Source organism: Neorhizobium sp. P1_A6, from assembly GCF_056406795.1.
The window spans coordinates 1-26,058 of the sequence record NZ_JBFTZM010000031.1 but is presented as its reverse complement, the minus strand read 5'-3'; the positions used below and the strand labels follow the sequence as shown (position 1 = coordinate 26,058).

Annotated in this window: 27 protein-coding genes and 8 pseudogenes; 19 read left to right on the top strand and 16 right to left on the bottom strand. The window is 54.7% G+C overall.

Annotated elements, in window-relative coordinates; all coding sequences use genetic code 11:
- Positions 1 to 357: 357 nt before the first annotated feature.
- From AC1D3C_RS29590 to AC1D3C_RS29580, 3 genes and pseudogenes are all read right to left on the bottom strand, one after another.
- Positions 358 to 1,013, bottom strand: a pseudogene (locus tag AC1D3C_RS29590) (IS5 family transposase); the annotation flags it as partial.
- A gap of 61 nt (positions 1,014 to 1,074) precedes the next feature.
- A complete protein-coding gene (locus AC1D3C_RS29585; RefSeq protein ID WP_082520343.1) occupies positions 1,075 to 1,353 on the bottom strand; it encodes a CPCC family cysteine-rich protein in 279 nt (92 codons plus the stop codon).
- A gap of 254 nt (positions 1,354 to 1,607) precedes the next feature.
- Positions 1,608 to 2,012: a barstar family protein gene (locus tag AC1D3C_RS29580; protein WP_477485392.1), complete on the bottom strand. Its 405-nt coding sequence runs from the start codon at positions 2,010 to 2,012 to the stop codon at positions 1,608 to 1,610.
- A gap of 185 nt (positions 2,013 to 2,197) precedes the next feature.
- Here AC1D3C_RS29580 and AC1D3C_RS29575 point away from each other — a divergent pair.
- Positions 2,198 to 2,704 (top strand): annotated as a pseudogene (locus AC1D3C_RS29575) (hypothetical protein); the annotation flags it as partial.
- Between the two features lie 19 nt (positions 2,705 to 2,723).
- Here the strand turns inward: AC1D3C_RS29575 and AC1D3C_RS29570 are convergent.
- The 3 genes and pseudogenes from AC1D3C_RS29570 to AC1D3C_RS29560 form a co-directional block, all read right to left on the bottom strand.
- Entirely contained in the window at positions 2,724 to 3,008 is a 285-nt protein-coding gene (locus AC1D3C_RS29570) for a hypothetical protein (RefSeq protein ID WP_477485391.1), read from the bottom strand.
- Positions 3,005 to 3,217: pseudogene (locus AC1D3C_RS29565) on the bottom strand (transposase domain-containing protein); the annotation flags it as partial. The pseudogene AC1D3C_RS29565 and the gene AC1D3C_RS29570, both read right to left, overlap by 4 nt.
- Positions 3,218 to 3,637: 420 nt before the next feature.
- A complete protein-coding gene (locus tag AC1D3C_RS29560; protein ID WP_477485390.1) occupies positions 3,638 to 4,006 on the bottom strand; it encodes a hypothetical protein in 369 nt (122 codons plus the stop codon).
- Positions 4,007 to 4,632: 626 nt separating this feature from the next.
- Between AC1D3C_RS29560 and AC1D3C_RS29555 the strand changes: the two genes are divergently transcribed.
- On the top strand, positions 4,633 to 4,887 hold the full coding sequence (locus AC1D3C_RS29555) for a hypothetical protein (RefSeq protein WP_477485389.1): 255 nt from the start codon (positions 4,633 to 4,635) through the stop codon (positions 4,885 to 4,887).
- A 205-nt stretch (positions 4,888 to 5,092) separates the two neighbouring features.
- Complete coding sequence (locus AC1D3C_RS29550) at positions 5,093 to 5,458, top strand: hypothetical protein (RefSeq protein WP_477485388.1); 366 nt, start codon at positions 5,093 to 5,095, stop codon at positions 5,456 to 5,458.
- Positions 5,459 to 5,639: 181 nt separating this feature from the next.
- Here the strand turns inward: AC1D3C_RS29550 and AC1D3C_RS29545 are convergent, their stop codons facing one another.
- Positions 5,640 to 6,092: a hypothetical protein gene (locus AC1D3C_RS29545; protein WP_477485387.1), complete on the bottom strand. Its 453-nt coding sequence runs from the start codon at positions 6,090 to 6,092 to the stop codon at positions 5,640 to 5,642.
- A gap of 181 nt (positions 6,093 to 6,273) precedes the next feature.
- Between AC1D3C_RS29545 and AC1D3C_RS29540 the strand changes: the two genes are divergently transcribed.
- Positions 6,274 to 6,744, top strand: a complete 471-nt coding sequence (locus AC1D3C_RS29540) for a hypothetical protein (protein ID WP_477485386.1) — start codon at positions 6,274 to 6,276, stop codon at positions 6,742 to 6,744.
- Positions 6,745 to 6,941: 197 nt separating this feature from the next.
- Here AC1D3C_RS29540 and AC1D3C_RS29535 read toward each other — a convergent pair whose 3' ends face one another.
- Together AC1D3C_RS29535 and AC1D3C_RS29530 are read right to left on the bottom strand one after the other, a co-directional pair.
- Complete coding sequence (locus AC1D3C_RS29535; protein WP_477485385.1) at positions 6,942 to 7,166, bottom strand: hypothetical protein; 225 nt, start codon at positions 7,164 to 7,166, stop codon at positions 6,942 to 6,944.
- On the bottom strand, positions 7,163 to 7,624 hold the full coding sequence (locus AC1D3C_RS29530; RefSeq protein WP_477485384.1) for a hypothetical protein: 462 nt from the start codon (positions 7,622 to 7,624) through the stop codon (positions 7,163 to 7,165). The genes AC1D3C_RS29535 and AC1D3C_RS29530 overlap by 4 nt, the downstream gene beginning before the upstream one ends.
- Positions 7,625 to 8,451: 827 nt before the next feature.
- Between AC1D3C_RS29530 and AC1D3C_RS29525 the strand changes: the two genes are divergently transcribed.
- Complete coding sequence (locus AC1D3C_RS29525; RefSeq protein ID WP_477485383.1) at positions 8,452 to 9,042, top strand: hypothetical protein; 591 nt, start codon at positions 8,452 to 8,454, stop codon at positions 9,040 to 9,042.
- Positions 9,043 to 9,415: 373 nt separating this feature from the next.
- Here the strand turns inward: AC1D3C_RS29525 and AC1D3C_RS29520 are convergent, their stop codons facing one another.
- Positions 9,416 to 10,279, bottom strand: coding sequence for an MFS transporter (locus tag AC1D3C_RS29520; RefSeq protein ID WP_477485382.1), 864 nt, complete (start codon positions 10,277 to 10,279; stop codon positions 9,416 to 9,418).
- 258 nt (positions 10,280 to 10,537) lie between these two features.
- Between AC1D3C_RS29520 and AC1D3C_RS29515 the strand changes: the two are divergent.
- Positions 10,538 to 10,756 (top strand): annotated as a pseudogene (locus AC1D3C_RS29515) (hypothetical protein); the annotation flags it as partial.
- A gap of 69 nt (positions 10,757 to 10,825) precedes the next feature.
- Positions 10,826 to 11,635 carry an IS1595 family transposase gene (locus AC1D3C_RS29510; protein ID WP_477485381.1) on the top strand — a complete coding sequence of 270 codons (810 nt, stop codon included), beginning with the start codon at positions 10,826 to 10,828 and terminating at the stop codon, positions 11,633 to 11,635.
- Here AC1D3C_RS29510 and AC1D3C_RS29505 read toward each other — a convergent pair.
- Positions 11,632 to 12,093 (bottom strand): hypothetical protein, encoded by a 462-nt coding sequence (locus AC1D3C_RS29505; protein WP_477485380.1) that lies wholly within the window; start codon positions 12,091 to 12,093, stop codon positions 11,632 to 11,634. The two genes, AC1D3C_RS29510 and AC1D3C_RS29505, sit on opposite strands and share 4 nt — an antisense overlap.
- Before the next feature lie 1,316 nt (positions 12,094 to 13,409).
- On the opposite strand from AC1D3C_RS29505, the pseudogene AC1D3C_RS29500 reads away from it, so the two are divergent.
- Positions 13,410 to 13,635 (top strand): annotated as a pseudogene (locus tag AC1D3C_RS29500) (transposase); the annotation flags it as partial.
- A 24-nt stretch (positions 13,636 to 13,659) separates the two neighbouring features.
- Here AC1D3C_RS29500 and AC1D3C_RS29495 read toward each other — a convergent pair.
- Entirely contained in the window at positions 13,660 to 14,013 is a 354-nt protein-coding gene (locus AC1D3C_RS29495) for an immunity protein Imm33 domain-containing protein (RefSeq protein ID WP_477485379.1), read from the bottom strand.
- A gap of 301 nt (positions 14,014 to 14,314) precedes the next feature.
- Between AC1D3C_RS29495 and AC1D3C_RS29490 the strand changes: the two genes are divergently transcribed.
- Complete coding sequence (locus AC1D3C_RS29490; RefSeq protein WP_477485378.1) at positions 14,315 to 14,527, top strand: hypothetical protein; 213 nt, start codon at positions 14,315 to 14,317, stop codon at positions 14,525 to 14,527.
- An 85-nt stretch (positions 14,528 to 14,612) separates the two neighbouring features.
- On the opposite strand, the gene AC1D3C_RS29485 is transcribed toward AC1D3C_RS29490, so the two are convergent.
- Complete coding sequence (locus AC1D3C_RS29485; protein ID WP_477485377.1) at positions 14,613 to 14,930, bottom strand: hypothetical protein; 318 nt, start codon at positions 14,928 to 14,930, stop codon at positions 14,613 to 14,615.
- A 380-nt stretch (positions 14,931 to 15,310) separates the two neighbouring features.
- Between AC1D3C_RS29485 and imm40 the strand changes: the two genes are divergently transcribed.
- The 8 genes and pseudogenes from imm40 to AC1D3C_RS29445 all read left to right on the top strand — a co-directional run bounded on the left by imm40 (position 15,311) and on the right by AC1D3C_RS29445 (position 20,458).
- The gene (gene imm40 / locus AC1D3C_RS29480) at positions 15,311 to 15,772 is read left to right on the top strand and encodes an Imm40 family immunity protein (RefSeq protein ID WP_477485376.1); all 462 of its coding nucleotides are present in this window, start codon (positions 15,311 to 15,313) and stop codon (positions 15,770 to 15,772) included.
- Positions 15,773 to 15,779: 7 nt separating this feature from the next.
- Entirely contained in the window at positions 15,780 to 15,971 is a 192-nt protein-coding gene (locus AC1D3C_RS29475; RefSeq protein ID WP_477485375.1) for a DUF6678 family protein, read from the top strand.
- A gap of 538 nt (positions 15,972 to 16,509) precedes the next feature.
- On the top strand, positions 16,510 to 16,836 hold the full coding sequence (locus AC1D3C_RS29470; RefSeq protein ID WP_477485374.1) for a hypothetical protein: 327 nt from the start codon (positions 16,510 to 16,512) through the stop codon (positions 16,834 to 16,836).
- 51 nt (positions 16,837 to 16,887) lie between these two features.
- Positions 16,888 to 17,625, top strand: coding sequence for a hypothetical protein (locus tag AC1D3C_RS29465; protein ID WP_477485373.1), 738 nt, complete (start codon positions 16,888 to 16,890; stop codon positions 17,623 to 17,625).
- 49 nt (positions 17,626 to 17,674) lie between these two features.
- On the top strand, positions 17,675 to 18,187 hold the full coding sequence (locus AC1D3C_RS29460) for a YcxB family protein (RefSeq protein ID WP_477485372.1): 513 nt from the start codon (positions 17,675 to 17,677) through the stop codon (positions 18,185 to 18,187).
- Positions 18,184 to 18,720, top strand: a complete 537-nt coding sequence (locus AC1D3C_RS29455) for a hypothetical protein (protein ID WP_247039398.1) — start codon at positions 18,184 to 18,186, stop codon at positions 18,718 to 18,720. The genes AC1D3C_RS29460 and AC1D3C_RS29455 overlap by 4 nt, the downstream gene beginning before the upstream one ends.
- A pseudogene (locus AC1D3C_RS29450) lies at positions 18,710 to 18,930 on the top strand (integrase core domain-containing protein); the annotation flags it as partial. The gene AC1D3C_RS29455 and the pseudogene AC1D3C_RS29450, both read left to right, overlap by 11 nt.
- An 859-nt stretch (positions 18,931 to 19,789) precedes the next feature.
- Positions 19,790 to 20,458, top strand: coding sequence for an FkbM family methyltransferase (locus AC1D3C_RS29445; protein WP_247039396.1), 669 nt, complete (start codon positions 19,790 to 19,792; stop codon positions 20,456 to 20,458).
- 659 nt (positions 20,459 to 21,117) lie between these two features.
- On the opposite strand, the pseudogene tnpC reads toward AC1D3C_RS29445, so the two are convergent.
- The 3 genes and pseudogenes from tnpC to AC1D3C_RS29430 all read right to left on the bottom strand — a co-directional run.
- Positions 21,118 to 22,675: pseudogene (gene tnpC, locus AC1D3C_RS29440) on the bottom strand (IS66 family transposase).
- Positions 22,676 to 22,743: 68 nt separating this feature from the next.
- Positions 22,744 to 23,064, bottom strand: coding sequence for an IS66 family insertion sequence element accessory protein TnpB (gene tnpB / locus AC1D3C_RS29435; RefSeq protein ID WP_477485393.1), 321 nt, complete (start codon positions 23,062 to 23,064; stop codon positions 22,744 to 22,746).
- A 267-nt stretch (positions 23,065 to 23,331) separates the two neighbouring features.
- A pseudogene (locus AC1D3C_RS29430) lies at positions 23,332 to 23,478 on the bottom strand (transposase); the annotation flags it as partial.
- A gap of 435 nt (positions 23,479 to 23,913) precedes the next feature.
- On the opposite strand from AC1D3C_RS29430, the gene AC1D3C_RS29425 reads away from it, so the two are divergent.
- On the top strand, positions 23,914 to 24,756 hold the full coding sequence (locus AC1D3C_RS29425; protein ID WP_247039394.1) for a glycosyltransferase family 2 protein: 843 nt from the start codon (positions 23,914 to 23,916) through the stop codon (positions 24,754 to 24,756).
- A 225-nt stretch (positions 24,757 to 24,981) separates the two neighbouring features.
- Positions 24,982 to 25,374, top strand: coding sequence for a hypothetical protein (locus AC1D3C_RS29420; RefSeq protein WP_247037014.1), 393 nt, complete (start codon positions 24,982 to 24,984; stop codon positions 25,372 to 25,374).
- Positions 25,375 to 26,058 lie beyond the last annotated feature (684 nt).

Sequence of the window (26,058 nt, the reverse complement as noted above, 5' to 3'; positions counted from 1 at the left end):
CCCAGTCTTCTGTCGCAGGAGCGGGACCGCGATTATATAACCACACGTCGCTTACAATCACCTTTGCGGCATCCATGAGGTATGCATAGGCCTTGTCGCCGTCATCTTCGATAATGACCGAAGAACCTGTGCTTTCATCCAAAAGCTGCAACCAAACGTCGGCCTGTTGTTTCAACCTACTTCTCCGAATGCGTTTCGCGGCTTCCGCAGTTACCTCCACGGAAAGCCCATTTGTCAACAGCACCTAGGTCTGATTGCATCGGCGCTCATGGATCGTGACCTCTCTCGACCGGGAGCTTCCTCTTCCACCCCGGAGACGCTACTTCAATGCTAGGCAGATGAGCGGAGGCGGAATTCGAACATCCGCTCTATTCGATTGCGATCCTTGTAAGCTTTAAAGTCGCATGAAGGCGGGTTTTTGCGGTTCGCTTTCGGCGGGATCACCGGCTTTATTCCGTGGATCAAAAGCTCTGCGCGGATGACGTCGCCATCGTAGCCTTTGTCGGCCAGGAACAATCTTGGCTTGCGGACCGGCATCGCCAGCAAGTCAGGCACCGCGGCATAATCTGAGGCCTCTCCGCCCGTCAGGACAAAGCCAAGGGCGTCCCTGACCGTCTGCGCGGGCATGGATTTTCGTCGTAAAGCCGCCGCGTGATCGACCAAAAGCCTCCTTATAAGTACCCTTTAGCGCCMGCAGCCTGAGAGTGGCCGCGAACTGTGGTGCTGTCGATCATGTGCTGCCAGTCATCCGTTAGCCCCAACTCGACGAGCGTTTCGAGCAAGGCATCCCATACACCTTGCTCGGCCCAACGCCGAAATCGCACATAGACCGAGTTCCATTTCCCATATCGCTCATGCATATCGCGCCAGGGGCAGCCGACGCGCAGGACGTGGAGCATCCCGTTAAGAAATCGGCGATTATCAAGTGATGGGCGCGATTTGCGCCCGCGTTCCCTTGGTAAAAATGGCGCGATGATCCGCCATTCCGCATCACTCAAATCGCCTCGTGCCAAAGCCGCCTCCGCAAAAGCAGCTATGAATCAAAGATTGGCCAGGAAGGGAATCCCTGTGTTTTCAATGCTCAGCGTCCGTGGGTGGCCGAACGTGCCCGCGCGCCGCCGGATCAGAAGCACCCCACTGCTGGAAATTGAATTGTGCCTGCGTGAGCGACAGCGTCCCATTAGGACCGCCTCGAACGTCGCCAGCATCGTGGACGTCCTGTCCGTCATCTTCCCAGAAACATACCGGACATATTTCATACCCGCCCCGTTCATGCAGTGTGCGGAAATGGCAGCACGGACACCGATAAGCCGGATTGTTTGAGAGAGGTTTTCTAACGTTGTCAAACTCCATTACCGCAGGATGAATGCCCCAGAGCAACTTTGTCAACAGGACCTAAGTCTCGGCAGCCAGTTCTTGCAAGAGCGCTTTCAGCCGCTGACGCGATGCCCGCTGCTGGCGGATACTTGTTGAAAAACTCCTGCGAACAGCTTCCCGTACGCTTTGGAAATCCATGCCCTACTGACGTTGCTCATCCATGGATGACGGCCCAACTGGTCATTACCGGATGGCTTCCGCATGTAGGAGGCGACGTGGAAAGGCGGACATCACTCCAAAATGAGTTCGACATTGTCTTCGCCCTCGTCACCGCCAGCGCCATGAACTTGGATGACTTCAATAAGCCAATCGAAAACTGTGGTCCCTTGCCCTTTTTGCGCTCTGGTAAGGTCAGCTCGCACAAGTTCACGATTGCTTGGGTGGCATCGTTCCAGCCGCTTCTCCAACTGCCTTAGCGTTTCCGGATGACTCAGGTTTGCCCGAGAGACCACGGAATGGGTCCACCGAAGGACAAATCCCCCTTCGGGCGTACCAAAGCCTCCGCGCAGAACGTCATTGAAGCCATCAAGATTTCGTCCCCAGTATGCACCCGGAATGAGTATTTCGCTCACTTCATCATAAAAAGCCTCAAGTGACGTGATCTTAGATCCATCGAGGATATATTCTTTGGTCATGAGTCAGAGCATAATGCACATCGCTTGATGTCTGCAATGGTGTCGAGAGTTGCAGCAACGGAGCCTTATTCGGGCTGATGCGATTGGCCATTCGAGACATCCAAGACACAACCCTCTGGCCAATGTTGAAAGGCTCCAGAATAAGGGATCACAAAAATTCGCTCGAATGACTACGCTTACGCGTCATGGTAGCAGTATGCGATTCAGGTTATGGGGCGGCTGTGTTGAGAAGTTCATTGCTGTTGGGTGGTATAGTTTCAGCTGTTCCAGCGTTTGGTCATTGCTTGACATCAAACGAAACCAAGCAGGGCGTGCTCCTCACCAGAGAACAGCCATTCTTCTCCGTCTTCTACAAGCCGACTTAATCGGGGTTAACCGAACAGCGCCTCATGGCACGGAGCGCTTCACTGGAGCCAATATCGGCGGAATATCTGCACCCCTTGCTCGTCACGAAATGGATCAGCGCGAAGGGCTCGCAAGAGCTGACCTACTCGGATGTGAAGACGCTCGACGATTTGCCACGGAAGGGAAATTGGCGATCCGATACAACGCTGTTTCTAAATGGTCAGAAAACAGTCGCGGGCACGACCACCATTACCTTCAAAAAATTGGCTGAGGAAACAATCGGATCATGCTCGTATCCGGTTTGGGTGGTGAATAGCCGCGTGGAGCTGCAAGGACTGTCTCCGATATGGAACCTTTGGTTCGAATTCACATACTGTCGATAAAAGGGCGTTGGATTCGAACCCATTCGTCAGGATATGGTTCGTGATCCTGTCGGTGCTCCGTCTGGTACTCGCCCCAGCCCTGAAGCTTCCAATATTTCGTCATGACATCGAAATGGCTGTGTCCAGTTATTTCGCCCGCCTTCACAGCCCCCTCATTAAGGAGCGCTCTAAAATCGTCTCCCATGGGACCAGCCAGACAAAGACCGGGGAGCAGTTGACCATCTGCCTCGGGATCGAGCCAAACTTCATGAACCAATTCGTTTTTCATAGAAATGTTCTACTTGAAGAACCACCCTCTCGGAAGAGGCGCGTTGGCCGCAAAGGGGCAGGAGAATTCCACGGCAAAAGCTCATCGATCCGGCTCTGCTTGTGACCGTTGGCGATGGCGGTAAGCGTGGCGATCTGGTGGGCCAGCGGATCAACGTCGTTGACTTTGCATGTCTCGATCAGCGAGGCGATGGTGGCCCAATTCGCCGCAGTCGACCTTGCGATGACACCCCGCTGGCTCATTTCCGGAAGCGGCCGATCTTCCGCTGTCAGCCCGAAGCGGACTTTCCCGATCAAGCGGTAAGGTGTACTCCAGTCGAAAGGAAATCCGTTGGTGAGTTCTATGGCTGGAAAGTTTTTAAGACGCGGCGCTATCGTCGATACGATTAAAAGCGAAGAGCGGATGAACGCGCGGCAAAAGCGAGCCGGTAAAATACGATATCATGTTGATGTTGTATCGTGCGGTTGCCCCGACGAAAACTGCGGCGCGTTTCACGTTGTTCGTGCCGAACGAGCATTGCCCACGACGGCCGAAGCCGAGGCGACGCTCCATTTGCGCCAACGCATTCGTAGAGGTCTCGGAGAGTGAAATCCTCGGGAGGCTGGTGATCTGCCTTCGGCCCAAAGCCATCATCGATTTGGGTACTTAACGACATACTCGCCAGCGACTGGACCGCTGGTCCAAGGGCCAACGTCGTAACCCGCTTCGAGGCTATTTAGCTGCCTCTGAACCGCGCCCTCCAGCTCATCTTGCAGCGATTGATATCGTTCGATGACGCCGAACTGCGACCAGGATGATCGATTGAACCCATACTCAAAATGGTTGTAGTAAATTACAACCTCGCCAATCAAAGCGACAACCCAGCAAGGGCCGAAGCCCTTCAGCTCCCACTCCTCCGGCGGCCGCTTAATAGCGTCCCAAAACTTACGTTGTTGAAACGACATGCGGCTCCAACCATCATTGATGTGGTCCCAGAGTTTTTCTTCGGGAAAACGCATGCTTGTTCTCCATAACGATGCGGCATTGTTGTCAATCTTGATATCGCAAAAATCTAAAGGACCATAAGGCTTGGGCGAAGGCAATCACCGCTAGTGGCGCGAAGCTGTGGAAGGTCTATCCGCCCATTGCGGCCACTGGCGAAGGGCCTTATACCTTCCCTTGCTGTGTTTTGGGAAGAGCAGGAACGAGTGATAAAAAGGCTGCTTGTGCTGGCGCTATTCTTTCTGCCGCTGGCCTGGACTGGATTCCTCGCGCGGGCGACTCACCTGTTCCCCCTCCGCGCACAATATTCACGTCTTCGGCAAGAACACTTTGATTTGGCGGGAAATGTCCAGTGGGATTCTGCAGCGGGTAACCGGGTATTGGCTGCATTCGAGTACATGTCGACCGCCAGAGGTGACTACCTAAGAGCGTTAGAAGATATTCTCTGCTTAGGCCTTCTACCAGCTTTTATCATCTACTTCGCTGTCGCGCTCTACAAGGTTTCTCGATAGCAGCGACGTCCCCTTTTGGCGCGAAGCGGAAGACGCCTCTCGGACCCGACGCGGTCGCTCAGCTTATTGCGCTCTATAAATCGGAAAACATCATTTGCGGCGAAGATTTCTTACGCCTGAGGAGCTTGACCATGGCCGTGTTTGCAGTCCGAGATGAGGAAGATATCTGGGGCGCTTCTGCCGCTCTAATTCGGCCTCTTCTGAACTATATTATAGGACAGGCAGGGCATCGGCCCTATCTACTTCAGGCCCAGAACATGTTTGACTGGGGGTACAATTCATTTTGTCTATTCAAGCTGCCGAAAGCTGAATTTCTCGAATTTGCGGAACTGGTCGATATGTACCGGAAAAGCGGTTCTTATTTAGATGGGCTACCTACCATCTGAAGTGGAGCCCCTTATCGATGACCTACTGAATCGGTTGCGGGCAGCTGCTCATCACCGTAAATTGCACTAGGAAGGTTGACTGACTCGTCCGCACTCGCAACTCCAGACTACTCAGGAGCGGATTCCGCTCCGGCCCATCCAGTCATTGACGCTGCATCGCGCGGTCATTCATAAGCTCTGGCAACTTATCAGAAGGATGAGAGCGGTGTCTGAGTTCCTACAGTTCGCGATCAACAAGAGCCCGCTCCGGCTCACGCTTGATGACATCGTCCGATGGGCAGGAGCGTTCAACCACTGGGACTTCTACAATAGCGCCGCGCTGGAAATTGCGAAAGGGTACCACCGAGGCGAGCTAAGTTACACCTTCTGTGATGGCGCAATGAATGATCTTTGGTCCGGGGTGCAGGAGGGTTTTGGACCTGGCAAGAACGAGGTGCCGGAGCCATTCTTCGAAATCTATGAAGCTTTCGACGCGGGAGAGTATCACCGCAAACACGACAAGACTGATGATCCCGTTGTCGAGTTCACCGACCCTGCGATTGCGGAGCTGGCTATCCGCTTTAACCTTTAAGGCATTGGGAGCGATGGCTGCCGTCGGTCCGCAGCAAACGCTTATTCCTCCAAGTCAGATATTCATCGCCGCTGATTGTCGTCGCCTCAAGCAGTTTCGGCGCGTAGCCTCGCGCTACCATAAAACCGCGAGGTCGTTCATGGCAGTCATTGCTCTGGCCGCCGTTGGCGTCTGCCTGCCATCATTCATCGGTACGGTCCAGGAGCCATGACGTAACCGGAGTTTCCCCAGTTCGGACGTCCTTATAGGTCGAGCTAATCTTGTTCAGCACCGCATCATCATCCGAAATGATCTCGTAGAACGTGCTGTCGACCGCCCGGATTATCACCCACGGCTTGTCTGACTGCGTGGGTGCCGAGCCGACAAACTCCCCCCAGATAACCTGCCGCGTATTCTCAGCCAAGGCGGCTAAATCAGAGCCCGAAAGCTGGCCGCCATCGTCTTGCGCCAATCCCTCAAGCCGTTCGCCCCCTTCACCGGTGGCCTCAAACCATTCGTGCCCAGGTTTGGACGACTTGACTGTCGAGACAACCCAACGTGCTTCGAAAGAACGAGGAGCCAAAAGTCGCAGCAAGTCTCTGAGATCAAGCGCAAGAACCTGATCTTTGAGATCGTAGACCCTAAGTGTCGTCATGATGTCCTCCGTTAAGCCACGGTCGCATTGGCAGAAACATTTTGTCAACATGACTAGACTGGTCTCCTATTGGAGACGTTGCCACCAGCCGTTATGAACAGGACGCGGGCTTTTCTATGGGCTTCACATACGCTAACATCCAGCGCAAACGGTTGCTGGCTCGGAACTTTGGGGTGAACGCTTGCTTGGGCCACTTTTGATTTTTGCTCTACTTTCCACAGACCTAAACTCGGATCGTTTCTCCCTCTCGAAAGATTTGCTTCCTTTTGGCGTGCCCTCCGAGTTTGCTGACGGTCGGTCGCCGGTTCTTAATCCAGAAGAGCTGCTGGCCTGCTTCAATAGATACGCTGCGGTCGAAAGACAGCGCCTCCAGCTGGGGGTGAAACGCGCGACCTTGGCGGTCGAAGAATCATACGGTGTCATCAACAAGCAGCGCCAAAAAAATGCCCCGAAAGACGATTTGGACAAGCAACTGGATGAGATCGAAGAGTCGGTTGCCGAACAGAATAATTTGATGAAGGCGACTCGCGAGTTCCTACTGCTCAGGACCAAGTTTTTCGAGGAGTATCTTGCATTTGCGGAGGACTGCGGCTCCAAAACATACCGCTCTTCCGACGTGCGGACGCTTTTCCCAAATGGTGTCCCGAAGTAGTTAGGTTACTTCCTTCTTAGCCGAATCTGTTGTGCTTTGAGGCAATCGCTTTTCTGGCCCCAGCCCCAGCGCCGCCACCGCGTCGACCGGCACGTGGCCTCAGGGCCTCCTGGTCCGTTTCCGCCCTAAGCAGACTTACACGAGGTGGTCTATCCCGACATTGCCCAGGCGTTCATGCGCTTCCGCTGCTTCAAGTCTTACCTCAGGATTTTCCTCCACCGCTCGCCCGTACCAGTATTCGCAGCGTGGAGGTCGCCCAACTGCTCGTAGCAAACACCCAATCTCTCGCCGAGATAGCCCGCATCCAGCGAAGGGTCTCCATCTGACATGAAGAGGTAAATCTTGATCGCATCAACAACGTTGCCATCATCGATCAACTTTTTGGCCGTGCGCTCCAAGTGATTGAAGTCGTGGCGGGTCATCTCTTTTCCAGATATTCTTCCGGGTCTCTTACGAAGCGAGCAGCTTCGGACCGTGTGATCGCTCTAAGAACAACTTCGGGGTGGGGCCGAAGGATGGCACCCGCCCGGGTCGCCAACACACAGCTGACTTCACGTGCCAGAGAACAAATCTCCTCGACTAGAGGTATGCGCGGATCAGCCACATTCAGTCGAAACTGCACATGTTCAATCTCTGTGCCACGAAGCCAAATCTGCACGTCATCAACCTTCTCGTCACCCCAAATGCGAAGGTCAGGGGACCAGGATTTCGTTTCCAGCAACATCATGCCGACGCGTTCGAAAATGGCGCTAGTGACTGACGGCGAGAAGCGGAGTTCAACCTCATCGAGTTGGCCGCGAGTCATCCGCGCGGCTACTACGCCGTTGGCCCCTGCTGCCGCAGACGGGATCAGGTCAAGAGTGAACTGCCAGGCTGCCATGGATGTTGTTATTGCTCTCAAACAAGTTCGAAGGTTCCACCGCTCTATAGCAGCATCTTTTTTCGATGACCGCAATCGGCGCATCAGCGGCGTGGCTACAGTCTGCCCCCGAGGCGGACCAATTCCCGGGGAGCGCTAGGAGCCTTCAATTTCTGAGTATGCTTGAATCTCTGCCAACGAAGGTCTCCCCTCCATCAGGAAGAAATGAAGTTCAGTGTTATTCGAAAGCCTAAGCAGAACCACAGTCTCTGACGCATCCGTGACCGACGTTTCAGTGTACTTGATCGAAGCCCTTGCAAGAAGTGCCTTTGCCTCGTTGACCGACGACCCAGGTTTGAGGCCATCAAAGTTAACATATCGGCGGGGCGCGTATTTCAGTTTGCCTTGCTTCGGCTCTGGAAGGCCGGAGGTCGCAGTCCACATGCGAACCCCAACTCGACGAACCATTACCTGCTCCCCGCGAACCCAAATCGCGACCTGAATGTTTCCGTGGTAGTCGAGAAGGCTGTTAAAAGTGACCAAGTCCCCACTAAAGGACCACGAACTTGGCGGTCCAAGGACGCGTCCTACACAGAAAACGGGACATCCGGGCGAATAACCTGCGACGACGACCTCTGTAGTAGTTTCAGAATCGAGAACGGAATCAACGCATGGTCCCCAGGAATTCACAACGGATATCAAGCTAAGTGGTCGGCGGCAATGGTCGCAGCTGGCGCGAAGTGCAGTCACGCGCGGCGGCAGTGATAGATGTAGTGCATGGAGACACAAGGGGTCGGAACGATCAGCACAACAGCTAAGCGTTGCAGACGGATGATTGGAGAAAGCCGGTGGCTGGCACCGAATTTGTACTATCAGAAGACCGAACCCACAGCTTCATCAGAGATTGGCTATCGGACTGTGTCATTGCCAGTGACGAAAGACTGCCCTTTGCTGGTCCGCCCGATAACTCTTTGCTTGGCCTCGTGAACGCACGGTTCCACCAGCTTTTCATCAAACATTCCTCTTTCGCATCGGATGAATTCACCATCAAGCATACCTTCGTCGACGGCAAAGAGATTTCCGTTGTCGATCAGTTTGAAGATTGCGGCCACTTGAAGATGCTGACGTTTCCGCTGCGGCAAACTTCAAAACCTGCTTTCCGGCTGACTATCGGCTACCAAAGTTTCTTTGTCTTGAAAGACGCCCACATCCCCCCTTCGGTGGCACTCAAGAACTTCTATACCTCGATGATCCGCGCCGCACAAAAAGACACCGAGCGGCTTGAACTGTGGCCTGGTCGAAGCACGTGGTTCCAGCAAGAACTCCTGGAGAACGACCCCGAATTATTAGAGAAAGTGCGGGCTTCATTCCGCCGTGTCAGTGCAGCGGGACGGACCGGTTGTTGGTCATGTCAACGGCCAAGGCAGCGTTTTCTATGACAAATCTCCGGCATTATGGAGCAAGTGCCACAAGGTATGACCTATTCTCTGATGGGTATGCTTCGAGGCCTTGCCAGGAAGCTCACCAGCACCACGCATAGGATGATTGCGAGGCCACACCCGAGGTAAAGATCAGCCTCCCCAACTGCGGGAAGCATGATGGGCACGAGATAGATTATCCCCCCAAAAGCGCTAGTGAGGAGGGTGCTAAACCCTTGCGCCCTGCCGATCATCTCGTTGTCGACGACGATCAGGAAGTTTGCACTAGCGAGCGCCCTGCAGACGCTCCAGAGCATTCCCGAAGCGCAGTATGTAATTACAGCTATCAGGGATATCTGCGAGAAGGAGAACGCAACGAGGGAGAGGCCTGACATCACCAGGATGGGATCATCCGTCGCCGCAAAAGCTCAGCTATGCGCTTTCCTGAGACCAGCAATGCGGATGCAGCGCCTGCCAACGCGGCCACCATTTCCAACATTCCAAAGAGCGAGCTGTCGCCGTGGAGGCTGTTCGTCACGAACCCTGGTAAGAGAAGGTTCGTGACTTGTATTATCGAGTAAGATAGCCCTGTGAAGAGGACGGCGGCCAGGCATTCCGGGCGGCGCAGGAAATAACGGAGTGCCTCTAGGTTCGATGCGAGAAAACCTCCTGTGGCTGTTCCATGTGAATGGTATTGAGATGTAGGTAGCACACGCAAGAGACCTATACAGATGAAGCTGATCGCACCAAACAGATACGCTGCTGCGCTACTTCCTAGATAATAGAGCGCGATCCCAGCGGCCCCTGTGCCACAGGCGATTCCAATCTGTTTGGCTACCGACATTCTTAGGGCGAATCCCGCTCGCTCCTCCGCTGGTATAATGCGCTGAAGAAGGCCGCCCAGGGAACCAGATAGGACGGCGAAGCCAAACGCTCCTGCAATGCTGGAGACGATCAGCAGTATCTCACCCCAAAGGGCGGATGACCCTTCGGCAAATCCCACCAGAAGCATCGCAATAGCTCGCGTCGCCTGGCCTATGGCTGACATTGCTTTTCGGTCATGTTTATCAACAAGGTGACCTGCTACTGGTGCGAAAAGAACTCCCGCAAGACTGGACGCAAGCAGAATCAAACCGACGAGCTTTGACCCGCCGACCTGAAACGCGATCCACGACGGCAAACCGATCCCGACGCCGACCAAGCCAAAGGAGAGGACCGTGAAGAGTGCGTATGCTATCTTCTGCTTGTTTGTGGGCATCAGAAATCCTTGCTTCGTCATATCCAATGATGATCGGTTTCAGTAAAGGCTGCAAATCCGCTGAGACCGCAACTTCTTCAGGTACTCGACTCCTGGACTTGCCCCTGGTAAAGGACCTTCATGTTCAGATCGATACGAATAGAGCGCTGACCTTTCTTCCGTCCCCTGCGACGGAACGTCCGTCCTATGTCCTGCGTATCGACCGGAAACTGAACATGCTCCAGAAGCGTACCCCAATCCTGAGGCCGAACTCCTACGATCCCTTCTCGGCAGGAGACCGGAGGTTCGAAATACGACCGTTGCGCCTGGCCTGACCCGAGTGAGGGCTTCGGCCAGCATCCGCTCCTGCGCCCGGATGGCCGCGATCTCGACCCTGAGAATGTCTGGTCTCTCACCGAGGACGACGCCTACGGCCTGTTCGTCGACTTCCGCTGGGCCGACAACGGCGGCAAACCTTATTGCCCTCGCTGCGGCTGCCTGGAACCGTACAGCGTCCGCCGCCGTCGGTTCCGATGCTCGGAGCCGGAATGCCGCGCCGAGTTCTCGGTGACGTCCGGAACCGTGTTCGCCAACCGGAAGCTTTCGTTCAAAAAGATCATTATGGCGATCTGGGAAGAGATCACAGCGGCCAAGGGGATGGCGGCGCTTCATCTGAGCCGCAAACTCAATGTCCAGTACAAGACCGCCTACGTCCTGCTGCAGAAGCTCCGCGAGGCCGTCGGCCTCCGCCGCAACTCCATCAAGCTACACGGACTGGTGCAGATCGACGGCAAGTATGTCGGCGGCGTTCTCCGCAAAGCGAACAAGAAGGATGAGCGCAAGGACGGCCGTAAGAAGGAAAACCAGAACGGCAAGCGCATGTGCGTGCTGGCGCTGAGGGAGGCGAATCGGCACGCTCCGAACAGGACGCTGACGCGGGTCATCATGGACGAGAACGGCAAGGACGCCTGGGCTGCGGTCGCCAAGCATGTCGATCCCAAAGCGCTCCTGGTCGCCGACGAACACAAGGCATACGACGATCTTATCGGTCTTGTTGCCGTTCATCGCGTAAACCACAGCCTCCAGTACCAAGAAGACGATGGCACGAACTCGAACGCCATCGAGAGCTTCTTCAGCCGCGTCGAGAAAGCCTACAAGGGCATCAATCACCGCTTCTCGCCGAAGTACCTCGACTGGTACATGGCGATGCTGTCGTGGAAGGAAGATACGCGGTACATGGGTCTGCGCTGGCAGTTCGCCGATCTGCTCCGCACGATCACAGCCAGGCCGACGTCGCGAAACCTCTGCGGCTATTGGCAATGCGCCGCCCAAAATATCGTCGATCAGGTCTGGTCGAAGGGTGAGCCGCCGGACTAGCGGCTGATCTCCCAGAGGTGACGGCGGCTGTCGGCGGTGCCAGCCTGTCGAACCAGGCCCTGCTTCACCAAACCGTTCAGCGTTGCGGAGAACCTGCTCGTGAGGGCGGACTCCAACCGTGACGCTTCGCTTCCGAGGTCGGCCTCGCTTGCGAACTTCTCGGCGATTTCCGCTGTCGTCGCCGGGCGCTCGGATCGGCGCAGGATGTCGAGCACGATGTGGCGGTTGTTCCTGCCCTTGAGGAGTTCGGTGACGCGGCCGCTCGCTGTCTCTCGTGATGATGCGCTACGTGCTTTCGACGGCGGCGCAGCCAGTTCGAAACTGGGGTCGTAGACCCTGATCACCGTCTCGAATGCGGATTTCTGAGCTTCTAGGACGACGATCTCGCGCCGCAGTTCTTCCATCTTGCCGTCGATCTCGACCAACTTCGCTTTCAATTCGTCTACGACTTCCACCATACGCAACACTCCCGAGGCACCCTCAGGAGATAGCATCAGCCCTCATCGGAATCTTGTGGCACTTGCTCCATAATGCCGCAAATCTCTGTGCTTCCTTCAGGGTCGAAGGATACTGAACGCCAAGCCGATAGTACGGGAAGCCTCTCGATATGAGGAAAGCCGCCACAGCCCAGCCCCTGTTATCGGCGGATGACGGCGGACGGAAATCCGATCCAGTCCTGTAGGTGATGCCCGAGCAACCGGGGGGGCACGTCTTTTGTGTGGCATCGGCGGGGCGTTTGAAAACCCGATGGCAGTCGAGGCAAGCGAATTTTGTTAGCGGGCGCGTCATGGGATCAGGCCATAATCTCTTCAGAGTGAACTCGGAAACTGCCGAGACGGATGCCTCTTTGCAAGTACGAGTTGATGACGTCAGCGTAACCGGGGTGCATCGGCATTGGCCGGACGAGGTCAAAGCTCAGATCGTACCGGAGAGCATTCGGCTCGGCGCAATGGTGAACGAACTTGCAGAGCGCCAAGGCTTGAAGCCGAACCACTTGTCAACCTAGTCTTCTACCATAGAATTGCCCGACAGGTTGTATGTGCCCGTAGGCTCCTGTTTGCCCAAAGCGAACTTTCCCAATGAAGCAGAGACATCATCGGTTTGGCCACTTAACGACATACTCGCGAGCGAACGTCAGCAGTGACGATGTCGCCCCGGAACGCGAACTTCATGGACCACGCGTAGTTCAGACCAACGACCGCCCTGGCAGCTTCTGCCTGTCCTTGCCGCCCTGATCTGTGATCAGGGACGAGCAACAGAAAGCGGTGTGCCACTGACACATTGGCCGAATTCGTCGGATTAGGCCGTGAAACTCGTAAATTCGAATTGACCGGTGTGGAGTTTCAGAGCGGTCTATTTTGATTGCCGCCGCATTCGCTGCGCCTCCACACGATCTGCTCCCATTTGCTTGATGAAGGCGTCCCTCAGGTGGGTAAGCCATCTTTCTCTGTAGGCCAAGGGAGCATCGGCCTCACCTTCAGCGGTGAGGACCCATTCAGCGAATTGGGTTGCGGTCACTGTGCCCGAGTTCGGCATGAAGTCAGTCACGTGCACATATTTGCCTGCCTGCACACTCCCGCAGTGACCCCATCCGACACAGACCTGATGCATGAGCGCATCGAAACCAGTTTTTGCTGTCATAAAAGTGCGCAGTGATTGAGGCGGGATGCCTGCGAGCGCGTCATCAGATTACAGCGCCGCGTGTAAGCCCGCAATAGGACTGGCTATCGGACGGCTGCATTCATCTCACAGCGATTTCTGATTCACACTCCGCATGAGCCGATATGATCTGACTGACTTCGAATGGCGCGTGATCAAGCCGCTCTTGCCCAACAAATCACGGGGGTGTCGCTCGCGTCGATGACCGGCGAGTGCTGAATGGCATCTTTTGGGTTCTTCGATCTGGAGCCCCTTGACGTGATGTCCCTGAACGATATGGACCATATACGACATGCTACAATCGCTTCAGGCGTTGGACGATGGCTGGAATTTGGGACAGGCAAACGGTGCGCCGAATCGTCAATCTAAGGTGTGTTCAGAAGGCCGCCATCGAACCAGGCATCTTCATAATTCGGCGCAATCAGAAAGCGCCAACCCGGAGGAAGGCCGAGATACGGAACGACTGCTGGGCATCGTTCTCCCAAATGGGAAACGTGCATCGGCTTGAAGAATTGAGGATCGGTTGAGAATTCCTCTCCACCCCAAATGAACCAACCACTTGTCCCGGCCTCTGGTGGATGCCTCAGGCCATTTAGGGGCTGTCTGCCTTGCAAGGCGCTATCGGAAATTCCCAACTTTGATAGGAGCGCCGAAGGAGTGAAGGTCACGCCGTACCGCAGACAGACTTCGACTTGATTTCGGCTCAATGATCGCTCCATGTTCCAGAAGATCGTTAGCAAACATGGGTTGGCAGCACCAGCTTTTGATCGCCTCGCCCGTTATAGTCATTCGCATGCGTTCGGCTTGCGACTATCATGCTTAAAGAGATCGTAGTCGCGTCGAGCGGATGTTCAACCGGATCAAATAATTGCTGGATCGCCACCCGCTACGACAAAACCAAAACGTCATATGCGGCGTTTCTAGCTATGGCCGCCGCAAAAATCTGGCTCCCATACTTTCTCGACAAGCTATAGAGATCGTTAATCCTATTCAGGATTTGTAATCCAGAGAGAAGGGCTGATGCCGACTTTCACCTACCGAATTGAATATCGTGGGCACACCAAGTCCGTCCGTATTCGCAAGAGCAATCCCAAGGGCTGGATTGGCCAAATTGTCCAGGAGGCGTTTCCAGGTTTCAACGTTACCGAACCGATTCTGTTTGGCAAGATAACCCGCGCTGAGCTTGCCCCTGACAAAACGCATGCGGGTAAGTGGCGACTTCAAATGCAATAACGAGGGTTCGGGATTTAGCCTCAGTGTTGTGGAAACAGAAAATCGATAACGAAGCCTTGGTTGAGATCGACTGTGTCAACACGACCTAATCTGAAAAGCACGCCACAATCTCTGCGATTCGGTTTTCGACAGCGGAAAACAGTGCCACCGAGAACCGCGCATATTCGGCTGAACCTGCGCCATTCAAGATGCATCTTTCTTGATAGGTCGAGGCGAGGAATGGGAGGAGCCAAATTTCCCTAAGAAAACCCATTTTCTCAGCCATGGATATCTCCTCCAGATCGATCCGCAACAACCTTCTTACAAAGTCTTCCGCTTCATCGAGAACGAAATTACGATCTCTGAGTTGGGAGAAAAGCCCTTTAGAATCAAACTCTTTAAGAATTACTTCGGCCAATGTCATCTAGTAGGATCCCGCCGATTCCAAACACCCTCTCGTATCACGTCCACCATTGGCTCTCCAGAAGGAGGATATGGGGGTTTTCCACACAAAGAAACTTTTGTAGCCGATGGGGTCAATCGCAGCTCCATAGATTTCATCAACAGAAACCGATAAATATAGGCACGTCCTCTACCTACTTGGCATAATCTTCGTAGAAATAAGAGCTGTCGAAAATCTATTGAAGGCACAAATTATTGCCGAAGTCTTTCACAATGTCCCCGCCATGATGGCTCGACGGTTCAGCCTAGAGGAGATTATGGGGGAGATTGATCGGAAGTCCGTCCGCCATGGTTGCGGGCGAATGATTTCGGCGCTTTTCGAGACGCCGGACAAAAGAGCCGATGGTGCTTGAAGCGACTTTGTTGACAGAACCCAGGGCAATACTGACAAATGCCTTTTCACATCGAAAGTGGGCAAAGTGCAGAACATTGGGAGGAACGACGCTGCAGACAGTCTGGTCAGATCAAGCAGATCGAATATTGTCGGTTGGGGTCTGGCTGGGGCCAGAACACCGTAACTGGGCCCTGACTAAAGAGCAGGCTCTCACCGCGTTTGACTCCTTGTGTGATGCCGACTTTATTGTTCTTGGCGGAGACGTCCTGAACGGGCCGGAGGAGAGCTACAGTCACACCTATGACAACTGGCACTTCGAGCCTTCCCGATCACCGGAAGGTAATCCAGTATCGTCCAGCGCCCTCGCGGCAAAAGCCTACGTGAGGAATTATCCGCGCGGGGACATGTATTTTGTGATCGTGCCCAGAGCCGCCTCATCGCGTTTCCCAACAAGAGACCTCGGAGCTTAGGTGCCTCATGCTTCCCGTGATGAATAATACCAAGTGGAATGAACTGCGGGAGGCGATGTATAAGATGGAATTCCCACCCGCCTGGACCGCTTTCTCGAAAAACGGGTATAGCTCCGTGCCGGATCGAGAATGGTTCTATCATTTATCAGAGGGTGGATATGGTGATATTCTGCACTTGGATATTCTCGTTGAAGAGTAGCAACGGAATATTATCCGTCTGATCTTGAAGCAGATACACCTCCTCGGAGCGGAAACCGCCGAAGGTTTCCGAATATATGGCTACAGTCAGCCTGGCCAATCGATTGACTACATTTGATATCGTATCTTTATAACCCTCAGACCTACCAACGGCCGTCATGACATTGATTCGCTATAGCAGACATCTTTCACCCCGGGAAACAGGCTAGAAGATCAGGAAGTAAGTAAGCAACACATGGACCGAATAGCCGAACGACTTGTGGGAAAAGAGCTACGACAAATTCACCACCGGACAAAATATGACGCCGTTCTCGTTTTCGAAGATGGTGCAATCACCGCTTGGACCGAGGTGAAGGTCAACGTTTCCTTTGGAAACAGCCCCCTTATCGCCCAAGAGGTGAAGCGCTCGAATGAGACTGCAACCTTCTTGGCAGACACCGCGCCGCGTTGTGCGTTTGCAAAAACCGCAGCGAGGAGTTGTCAATTGGAACGGCCTTTCTATCTAAACGTCGGCGGATCGATGGGTGGAGGCCCCGCGAATGAATGAGTTGCTCAGTCTGCCGAAGGTTCTTTTCGGTCTGTTTGTGCCGATTGCGATAGTCTTCATTGCTGGCAGTAACATCCCGCTACCGGGGATCGACACGGCATTTATCACCCGCCAATCTTCCGGCTCTTCCGACTTACCAGAACGCCTTTCGCTCCTGGCCCTTGGGCTGACGCCGATCTTGAACGCCTTCGCAATTAGCGAGTTAGGTCGCCTCCTATTCCCAAAGCGAGCAGTTCCAGCCATTGTGACTGGATCGACGGCGGCCTGGACAACAATTCTCCTACGTCTCATCGCCCTGGGTATTGCTACTCTGCAGTAGCTATAGCCTCGCTGTCGCCTTGCAAGCCGCGGGTGCAGCAAAACCTGACGCATGGGCGTTTGTTCCGGTGATTATCGTCAGTATGGTAGCCGCCACCGCCGTCCTGATACGGCTCGGCGACTGCGTCAAATTGCCGGGACTCCGGCATGGATTTTGGTTGCTTTGGGTCGCCCCCTCTTTCTGGATTTTGCTGAAAATCTCCAGCCCTCGCTCGACCAAACCAGGACGGGGGCGATGCCTCTCCTGAATTGGCTGCTCAATGCTGTTTACATTTGCGCTGCTGCCGCAGCCGTCGTGGCAGTAAACCTTCACTGGCTGAAGGCAATCGGCTTCAACAGCAAAAATCCCCACGATCAGGACGTGGATGTGCTTTCGATCTTTGTATGGCCAATTTTTCTGGCGAGTTGCGCTGGTGGCTATCTATTCATCACCGTCTTGCTTCTGATCCCGTCCGCTTGGCTGCCGCCGCAATCGACGACAGAAGTCATTGCCATCCTGACGGCGGCCGCGCTCATCCCGATCTTCGTGTTCGGTTACGCGAGACTTCATCTGAAAGAGATACAAGTACCTTCTGGGAAGGCTTCAGCTGTGTTTTCTGCCGCCGCTGTCGTGGCAACGATGCAAATCGTTCTGTTCCTGTTGGGCGTTTTCCTTGGCAGGGCTGCCAATCTCCCGGTCAGCCTCAATGGCATCCTTCTCATCGTGATGACGACAACGTTCCTTGCAATTGCTCGACGAAAGATGCCGAGCAAGGACGAGAGATTGGTAGCGTTGACCAATGCAGGCTGAGAGGAAGTTTCAGATCACCTACACCATGACCCCGTGGGACTATGCTGTAATGACCAAGGCGATTACCCGTCGCCCTTGGCAAGGCGGCGTCCTGACAACGGTACTCTGGTTGTTCTCCGTTTGGTGCCTGCTTGCTTTGTTCACCGACACATACGATCCGGTCGTCATGGCACAAGCGATTTTGGCCAGTCGCCGATTCCAATTGATTTCGGCGGGACTGCTCGTCGCCGTCTTAACGTTCTCGATATTCAGCCATTGGTTCGCCTGGGCGATTTCATTTCTCCACTACCGTCAAATAGCATCGGCGAACGCTACCGTCACGATGACCTTGACTGACACCGCCATCGAAGGAAACTCTAGCGTGGCCGACACCAAAGCTCCATGGCTGACCGTAAAACGGGTTATCTGCGAGCGTGACCACCTGTTCCTGCCTATATCAAAACGAGAGGCGTTTATCCTTCCGAGACGCGGGTTTCAATCCAACGCTGACGAGGTGTCTCGTTATGCAGCAGCGCAATTCTTAGGGTCTCGCATGGCGGAACCACGGGATGGCGGAGAATGATGCCCGATAACTGTAGTCAAATCCCCTTAGAAAGCCTCCTTCAGGTACTGGTAGGGTTGCCACTAAGTATTGCCCGTAACGCTGCGGACATGAAGATTTTTCATTTTGGGGAGACTCAGCCGCATCCTTCAGGCAGAGGAACGGTCGGTCCTTACGCACTGCATGTTCAATGCCCCTGGCGTCTGGTTGCTAAGGAAGCGGTATTTACAGGGACATCGGATCGCTTTGTCGGTCCTGCAGAAGGAACAGAGGTAAATGATGACGATCCTAGATCAGGGAACCTGCAGCTCGTTAGGATTGCATCGCTTCTGAAAGGTTTCGACGAGACAACCAAGTCCTTCGTGAACACGACAGAGCAACTCGTCGTTATGGCGGCCAATGCGGACAACTTTGGTGGGGCTGACTTGCTGCTATCAGGCGATTGCCGCCTCCAGATTTTCCCGGATGGTTCGCTTGAAGAGGATTGGCGCTTTGTTGAGCTGCAGGGGCGTCATATCGTTATCAAAGGCGGGCGCTTATATATCGACGAGTAGCAAGCCGACCGACAACAGCTACATCGAGAGTTTTAATGGCAAGTTCCGCGCCGAGTGCCTGAACGCCCACTGGTTCGGGAGCCTTGACGACGCACGGGCAAAGATGGAGGATTGGCGTAGAGACTATAACGAGTTCCGGCCAGATAGCGCGATCGGCAACAAGGTGCCGATTCGCTCATGAACGGCTTATCGGCACCCCCGCCGAACTAAGCCCTAACCCCGGAAGATTCCAGCGCCCGCTGGCCCAAAATCGGGGTGCACTTCAGCTGAGCGTCCGTCGTTTGGATGATTCGGCCAGATCTCAGGGCTTGGTGTTGACGTCGATGAACTCAAGTCGATCCTGAGGCTCGCTCGCAAGGCGGAAGCGTCCCAGCGCGGCCTCCTGGTGTTCGATTCCGCTGCGCCGTCGTCCACGCTCCTAATCCTTCCACCAAAAAAACGCAGAAATACATCAGCACAAAATCCATTGAGGCTTTTGTCGAAAAGTATATTTTGCTGACCCAACATGCCCTACACCTGAACACGTTCGGTGTAACCGTGCGCGCGAAGCTCGATAACCTTGGTATTCAGCCGATTTACGTGCCGACTGCTCGAAATGTTCGCTTTTGCCTCCGGTGAGATTTGGAAGGGCTTGGTTTGGCCCGGAAATAATGATTCGCGTTTCAAAATACGAATCCGAAATGGGTCGCCTCGCCGGGCCATTTTTTTTGCTTGAAGCTGGTCAGGCCTTTCGAGCGGACAAAGCTATCGGGACGTCATGACCACACCTGTTGGGTATTGGCCGTAAAACAGTAGTGAAATCAACAGAAAGGGGCGCTCCCAGCGACCAACCAGGGCGCGCAATCATCCTTCTTGTGATCCTTCGGCGAGGATAGGGCTCAGAACCGGACGAGTTTGAGATGCTATTTACCGGCCTCCTGGCGCACCGCTTCAAAGAGGCTTTGCGAGAACTCATGAGTGATAGGTCGATGAGGCTCTCGTTCTTGAGATATTGTTGCGTGCGCGGGACGGATGATCTACTGGACAGCTGAAACGACCTTTGGGGGGCATTGTGGGACTAAGGACTTGGTTGGGATTTAAAAAAAAGAGAGCTGCTACCGAGCGGCCGCATTTTTTCAACGAGCATTCCTTTTCCCAAATTCAGCAGGACCGATGGGTTCTGGAAGAGCTAAGAGAAAAACGCGACGGTTTTTTCGTAGAGATCGGAGCATTTGACGGGAAAACTCACAGCAATACCTACCTTCTTGAGACTGCGTATGGCTGGAAGGGAATTCTTGCGGAGCCAAACCCAATCTTAAGTGACGGTATTCGCAGCATAAGGTCTTCGCCCCTCGACACCCGTCCAGTCGATTCGGACACAGGCAAATCCGTGGTCATGCGATATGTCGCTGATGAGCCTGAGTTGTCAGCGATGGCGGACAGAGCGTACAGCGATCAGCATGCGGAGGCCAGGCGGAAAGGAAGCGTGGAGATCGCGCAGAGTACCATCAGCCTGGACGATCTACTCCAAACCTACAACGCTCCTGACGAGATCGACTTCATCAGCATTGATACCGAAGGAAACGAGCCTGATATCTTGTCATCCTTTGATTTCGATCGATATACGGTTCGCCTTTTTTGTGTTGAACACAACTACACCGATGCGAATGTGAAACTTGACCAGATCATGTTTCGGAGAGGCTACGAGCGCGTGTACCGCGAGTGGTCTAGGTTCGACGCCTGGTATAGGAAGATCTGACGCTGCTCCATTTCCTTAGCACCTTTTGGTGAAAGCCCCCCCCGAAATGCCGATATTTCTTATAAATTTGATCGCCCCGATTGTCGGATATAGGCAGTAGCATCCCGGCTACGGCAGGAACCAGGTCAAGTCCGTGACGGCTGTCGATGAGCACCGTTTTCAGCGCGGCTTGTATATCACCGGTCGACCAAGAGGCTTGACGTTCTCGCCGGCGCGGCCTGCCGCACCAGCGTGTGCCGATTACTGGGGAGGTGTCCGGCAGTGCTAAGGGGTAAGCGTTGTGCTGCTCTCACGTTGTCGGCAGATTTGGATTTGACGACAAGGCAACTATGCGCGAATTGCAGTTATCGCCGTCTCGGTCTAACGTTAGCCCATGTCTCTCGCCCAGAAACTCGTTTTACATTCACCAGTATCGGACGAAGCTCTCCTGGAGGCCTTTGTGGAAAGGTGTCTTGCGGATGGCGTTTCGTTGTTAGCGATATTCGGGCCTGACTCCGATGTTCTGGAGGAGAAAGTAGACTGGTTAGTGATTGGGGATGGCTCACGGCCTGATCGGTTTCTTTGCACACATCGCACCTTGATGAGCCATTGGATGAAGTGCTTACCATGGCGAACGCTTGGGAAGCCGATAAAGGCTGCGCTGTCGATCAGATTCGCCTTTAATCCAGCTTGGGCCAACTGATGCCTTTGGGCAAGCGTAATGCCACCGCATAGTTCCACGGCAGGAGACCCTCAATCTGCCTCTGCTTGTGGCCGTTGACGATGGCAGTGAGCGTGCCGGTTAAATTCGACGGCGTTGAGGTTGCAGGTCTCAATGAGCGAGGCGGTGGTCGCCCAATTCTCCGCTCCAGCGTTATGACCCGCGAAGAGAGCATTCTTCCTGCTGAGGGCTATCGGCCGTATAGTTCTTTCGACGCTGTTGCCGTCGATCTGATGCAACCATCGGCAAAAAGATGCAGAGGCCATCCCAGTATTTGGATATAGACCAGAGCTTCTCCGAGCGGCGACTTGCCAGCGACGCGGGCACGATGCTGCGTCAGCCAGGTCCGCATGTCCGCAATCAACGGAGCGGATCGTTCCTGCCGCCCGACTAAGCGAGTTTCAGCGGAAAGATCACGTAGCTCAGCCTCGATGCGATAGAGTTCACCCATCCGCTTCACGCCTTCCTCTGCAATCGGCGCTGTGCCGATACGAGTGGTCTCGACCAGCTTGCGCCGCGCGTGCGCCCAACAATAGGCAAGCCGGATGTCGGGGCCGGCGCGGTCGGGCGCGATCAGCCGATTATATCCGGGATATCCATCGACCTGCAGGACGCCCGTGAACCCTTGCAATATCCGCTCGGCATGCTGCCCGCCACGGCCAGGAGCATAGGTAAAGCGACACCGGGTGGGGCAGCTCCGCTCCATGGTCGGTCATCGCGGGCCAGCGCCCAGAAGTATCCGGTTTTGGTTTTGCGGGAGCCGGGATCGAGTACCGGTGCACGGGTCTCGCCCATGAGCAGCTTGGTCGAGCGCTTCAGATCGGCAATCAAGGCGTTGAACACCGGACGCAGTTCCAAAGCTGCCCGACCGACCCAGTCAGCAAGTGTGGAGCGGTCAATATCGATACCCTGTCGGCTCATGATCTGGGCCTGCCGGTAAAGCGGCAGATGATCGGCGTATTTGGAGACCAGCACCCGCGCGATGGTTGCCTCGGTGGGCAATCCGGCGTGGATCAGTCGAGCGGGTGCTGGGGCTTGGGCTACGCCGTCGGTGCAGGCGCGGCAAGCGTATTTGGGACGACGGGTGACAATGACTCCGAACTGCGCCGGGATGACATCGAACCGTTCGGACATGTCCTCTCCGATGCAATCCAGGCATCGCCGCAAGCACAGATCAGGCTTTCTGGCTCAATGATCTCTTCGACACGAGGAAGATGGGCGGGTAGAGAGCCGCGATTGGCGGCACGTGGCTGGGGGTGCAGCTTTCCCCGAGGGCTATCGGCTTCATCTTCGGCGTGAACGGCAGCGATTGCCGTTTCCAAGTCCTCCAGTGCAAGATCGAATTGCTCGGGATCGGCCTTCTCGGATTTGCGGCCGAAGGCCGCCTGCTTGAAGGCGGCGACCAGCTTCTCCAGCCGCTCGATCCGCTCATCTTTGCGGACTTCACGCGCTTGCGCCGCGATCAGCATCGCCTTTAAGGCAGCAATATCGTCGGGAAGTTCGGCGGCGTCCAATATGGGAACAGTCTATCAAAACCAGCATCGCTTCGCCGTTGGAATTTACCGCCCGAGTCATCGTGCCGCATCTATTCGATGGCGTCCGGCGCTCTCACCTCCACTGCATGCACCCGACGCCGGTCGAGCCCCGCAAACAGCGCCTCGAACTGGGCATGCCCTAAGGTGATCAGGCCATCCTTGATGCCCGGCCATGTGAATGTGTGCTCCTCCAGCCGCCTGTAGGCTATCACCAGCCCGCCGCCATCCCAGTAGATCAGCTTCAATCGGTCCGCTTTACGCGAGCGGAATACGAAGACCGTTCCGGTGAACGGGTCCTTGTGTAGCTCATTTTTGACCAGTGCCGCCAATCCATCGTGACCCTTGCGAAAGTCGACTGGCTTGGTCGCCACCATGATCCGGACGCGGTTCGATGGTAAGACTATGCCGGAACCGCGCAGGCAAGCGCAATAGCGGCGATCCGGGCGACAGACGCGCCTTCTTCCAGACGGATGGTGATAGAGCCTGCGATGACCTCGGGGCGACTGGCCTTCTTGATCGTCGGCTCTGAAGCGGGCGGATCGGCAATCACCGCTGCGAACTCTACCGGTCCTCCGGTGCGGGCAGATCCAACTTGCCCTGCCGCGCCATCGTCCGCCAGGTGGAGCGTGGTTCGGCTTCAAGCCATGGCACTCTGCGACCTCATTCACCATCGCGCCGGGCCGAAGGCTCTCCGAAACGATCTGGGCCTTGACCTCGTCCGGCCATTGCCTGTGAACCTCACATACAGGCCTCCTGGTCGGGAGAACCTCCAATGTAGTCTCCATGAAGAAACTCCCGTTGCTCGTCCATGGAAAAGCGATCACAGATCAGGACGGACAGGACAACGTGGGGCTGAAACAGGCTTACGCTAAGGGTGCGTTAAGCGATGACCGGCGACCAACATCGCGGTCATCGCCACTTTCTTCTGCGGACGATTTTCAGTCATAGAACTTGGCATGCGATAAGGCCCTATCGGCGCCCCGATGGGATTAGCAACGAACAGCTAACATCCAAGCCCGTTGTTAAAAGACGAATTGATTGTTGCCCTGTGCTCTGCCATGAAAAGGCATGAGGAAGTCGGATCCGATCACACCTCGACATCCCTTGTTGGCCGCGCGTGCATGCACGATTTGTGCTCTGCGGTGACGTACTAGAAGCGCAGATGATTGGTATACCATTAGACAACCCGCCGGCTTATTGGTGAGATCACGGAGGTTAGAATGCCGGAAATCAGTATCGGGCTACCTGTTTATAACGGCGGCCAGCATCTCCGGTTGGCTGTTGACCTGATTTTAGAGCAGAGCTTTTTGGATTTTGAACTCATTATCTCCGACAACGCGTCGACTGACGAAACCGAACAAATCTGTCGGGAGTTTGCGAGCCGGGATAACCGGGTAAAATACTTCAGGCAGTCAGAGAACATCGGAGTAGCAAATAATTTTCGTTTTGTTTTCGAGCAAGCAACCGCACCGTTATTCAAATGGATGGCTCATGATGATTGGATCGATGCCGATTGGCTTTCTGTCCTGGTGCCTGTCGCAAAAGCCAAACATGCTATCATTTTCGGCTATTTGCAAATGGTGACCCATGATGGGCAGAACATGGCCCACCAAGCTAACGGGCGGAAGATGCAATATAATGGTCCGGCTTGGTGGCGACGATTGGCATTTGCTATCGAGCCCGCGAACCTTGGAAAGGCAAATGTCATTTATGGGATATTCCCAAGGGATGCGATTAGTCAGGAAAGCCTTAGAACCTTCTCAACCAATGGCGCTCCTGGCGACGTGATGATGCTGACCGAGTGTCTTAGTCGTCTGCCGATTGTTTTCGGTGGTCCTAGTCGCTTATTTAAAAGGTCACCGGCTCCACGTCCACCAGGTGTGGTGAAGGAGAGACGTGCATCCATATTTGAACGCACGATGCTGCGCCAATTCCTATGTGTCGGTCCTATATCGTTTCGGATCGGCTACCTGCTGCTTTATCCGCTTGCGATAGGACGTATGAAATACGGTCGAAAGCTTCGACGACTTCGCGCGCACTTGATCGGCGATTCGTTGACATGATGTCCAAAGAGCGGAACGATTCTTGATAGCGTCAACTCCTTTCAAACAGGGGGCTGCCGGGAGTTCTTTAGCCTAGGTTTTAACGGTCTTATTTTCGGAGCCGCCCTACGTATTTCCACTAATGGAACACAATGAGGACTGCCTTAGTTTTCCCGGTAGATGAATTTGTTGTGCTCCCGTTCATCTTGCAAACGTTATACGTAGAGTCCAACATCGGAGGAAGAAATGAAAGCGAAACAATTTGTTGTGCTGACGGGCATCTCGGTCCTTCTTGTGGGAATGAGCATCCTTCCCGGACCGGCAGCGGCTCAAATGGAATTCGACCTGCGCGACGGTGGCGTTAGAATCGTAAGACCAGACGATGACAGGCGATATTATCGCGACGACGACAGGCGATATTATCGCGAGGATAGGCGTTATGAGCGCAGATATGCCCAACCTGGTTGCAGCCCCCGCCAGGCTTTGGCCGCAGCTTCAAGATATATCGATGAGCCGCGGATAAGGTCAGTGAACCGTGCCTTTTATGATATCGACGGTTACGGGAAGCGCGGCAGCAAGCGCGGTCGTCCCGATGGCGTTCGAATTTCAACCGCTCCTGATTGTGAAAGATCGAATTAGGACTCGGCTCCCTGTCGCGCTCACCATTGGCTGTTCGTCAGGCGTTGCTTGGCCTCCGTGATGGGAGCGCCCATGATCGTCTGATTGAAGCTGCTACTCTCCCGAGAATGTCAGGAATATCGTGTGCGGGCGTGCCGCACCAGGCTCCATCGTCACGACATATGGCTCGGTTTGCCGACGAAATCCACCGCGGGTTCGCGACAGGGATGATGGCGCACAACCAGGCGCGGGTCTCGTCGAGACCACCGAGGTAGCAGACGCTCTTGGCAAGATTAATTTCAGGCGCAAATATCGGCGTCGGCCCATTGGCCTCGCTTCAGAATGAAACAATCGTAACAGATTGATGCCGCAGGGGGGCGAACCATCCCAGAATCACCTCAAGTCGTCCCCATATCAGCTCAAATCGTTGGCTTTTGCGTTTGCGCGAATGCAACAGGCAGTTCGAATCGTGTTGCCCGAGGTGGCAAAATGGATGGCAAGCGTTTAATACGCCCGCATATGCACTAACATCCGGCGCAAATGCCGGAGCGGGAAAACCTATTGAACGCCAAGAAAAATAAAAAGCACCACTTGGACTCTGGTACCATATCCAGCGTCCTGAAGCGGGTGATCGCCGAAAACGGCAAGGATCACATCCGGGGCTATGCCTTTGCGATCTTCTGCCTCGTTGCGACAGCCATGTCC

Excerpts from the sequence above, each read along its gene's own strand:
- AC1D3C_RS29585 (WP_082520343.1), bottom strand. The coding sequence starts at position 1,353 with ATGGAGTTTGACAACGTTAGAAAACCTCTCTCAAACAATCCGGCTTAT.
- AC1D3C_RS29580 (WP_477485392.1), bottom strand. The coding sequence starts at position 2,012 with ATGACCAAAGAATATATCCTCGATGGATCTAAGATCACGTCACTTGAG.
- AC1D3C_RS29570 (WP_477485391.1), bottom strand. The coding sequence starts at position 3,008 with ATGAAAAACGAATTGGTTCATGAAGTTTGGCTCGATCCCGAGGCAGAT.
- AC1D3C_RS29560 (WP_477485390.1), bottom strand. The coding sequence starts at position 4,006 with ATGCGTTTTCCCGAAGAAAAACTCTGGGACCACATCAATGATGGTTGG.
- AC1D3C_RS29555 (WP_477485389.1), top strand. The coding sequence starts at position 4,633 with ATGGCCGTGTTTGCAGTCCGAGATGAGGAAGATATCTGGGGCGCTTCT.
- AC1D3C_RS29545 (WP_477485387.1), bottom strand. The coding sequence starts at position 6,092 with ATGACGACACTTAGGGTCTACGATCTCAAAGATCAGGTTCTTGCGCTT.
- AC1D3C_RS29535 (WP_477485385.1), bottom strand. The coding sequence starts at position 7,166 with ATGACCCGCCACGACTTCAATCACTTGGAGCGCACGGCCAAAAAGTTG.
- AC1D3C_RS29530 (WP_477485384.1), bottom strand. The coding sequence starts at position 7,624 with ATGGCAGCCTGGCAGTTCACTCTTGACCTGATCCCGTCTGCGGCAGCA.
- AC1D3C_RS29520 (WP_477485382.1), bottom strand. The coding sequence starts at position 10,279 with ATGCCCACAAACAAGCAGAAGATAGCATACGCACTCTTCACGGTCCTC.
- AC1D3C_RS29505 (WP_477485380.1), bottom strand. The coding sequence starts at position 12,093 with ATGGTGGAAGTCGTAGACGAATTGAAAGCGAAGTTGGTCGAGATCGAC.
- AC1D3C_RS29495 (WP_477485379.1), bottom strand. The coding sequence starts at position 14,013 with ATGGAGCGATCATTGAGCCGAAATCAAGTCGAAGTCTGTCTGCGGTAC.
- AC1D3C_RS29490 (WP_477485378.1), top strand. The coding sequence starts at position 14,315 with ATGCCGACTTTCACCTACCGAATTGAATATCGTGGGCACACCAAGTCC.
- AC1D3C_RS29485 (WP_477485377.1), bottom strand. The coding sequence starts at position 14,930 with ATGACATTGGCCGAAGTAATTCTTAAAGAGTTTGATTCTAAAGGGCTT.
- imm40 (WP_477485376.1), top strand. The coding sequence starts at position 15,311 with ATGGTGCTTGAAGCGACTTTGTTGACAGAACCCAGGGCAATACTGACA.
- AC1D3C_RS29475 (WP_477485375.1), top strand. The coding sequence starts at position 15,780 with ATGCTTCCCGTGATGAATAATACCAAGTGGAATGAACTGCGGGAGGCG.
- AC1D3C_RS29470 (WP_477485374.1), top strand. The coding sequence starts at position 16,510 with ATGAATGAGTTGCTCAGTCTGCCGAAGGTTCTTTTCGGTCTGTTTGTG.
- AC1D3C_RS29465 (WP_477485373.1), top strand. The coding sequence starts at position 16,888 with ATGGGCGTTTGTTCCGGTGATTATCGTCAGTATGGTAGCCGCCACCGC.
- AC1D3C_RS29460 (WP_477485372.1), top strand. The coding sequence starts at position 17,675 with ATGACCAAGGCGATTACCCGTCGCCCTTGGCAAGGCGGCGTCCTGACA.
- AC1D3C_RS29455 (WP_247039398.1), top strand. The coding sequence starts at position 18,184 with ATGATGCCCGATAACTGTAGTCAAATCCCCTTAGAAAGCCTCCTTCAG.
- AC1D3C_RS29425 (WP_247039394.1), top strand. The coding sequence starts at position 23,914 with ATGCCGGAAATCAGTATCGGGCTACCTGTTTATAACGGCGGCCAGCAT.
- AC1D3C_RS29420 (WP_247037014.1), top strand. The coding sequence starts at position 24,982 with ATGAAAGCGAAACAATTTGTTGTGCTGACGGGCATCTCGGTCCTTCTT.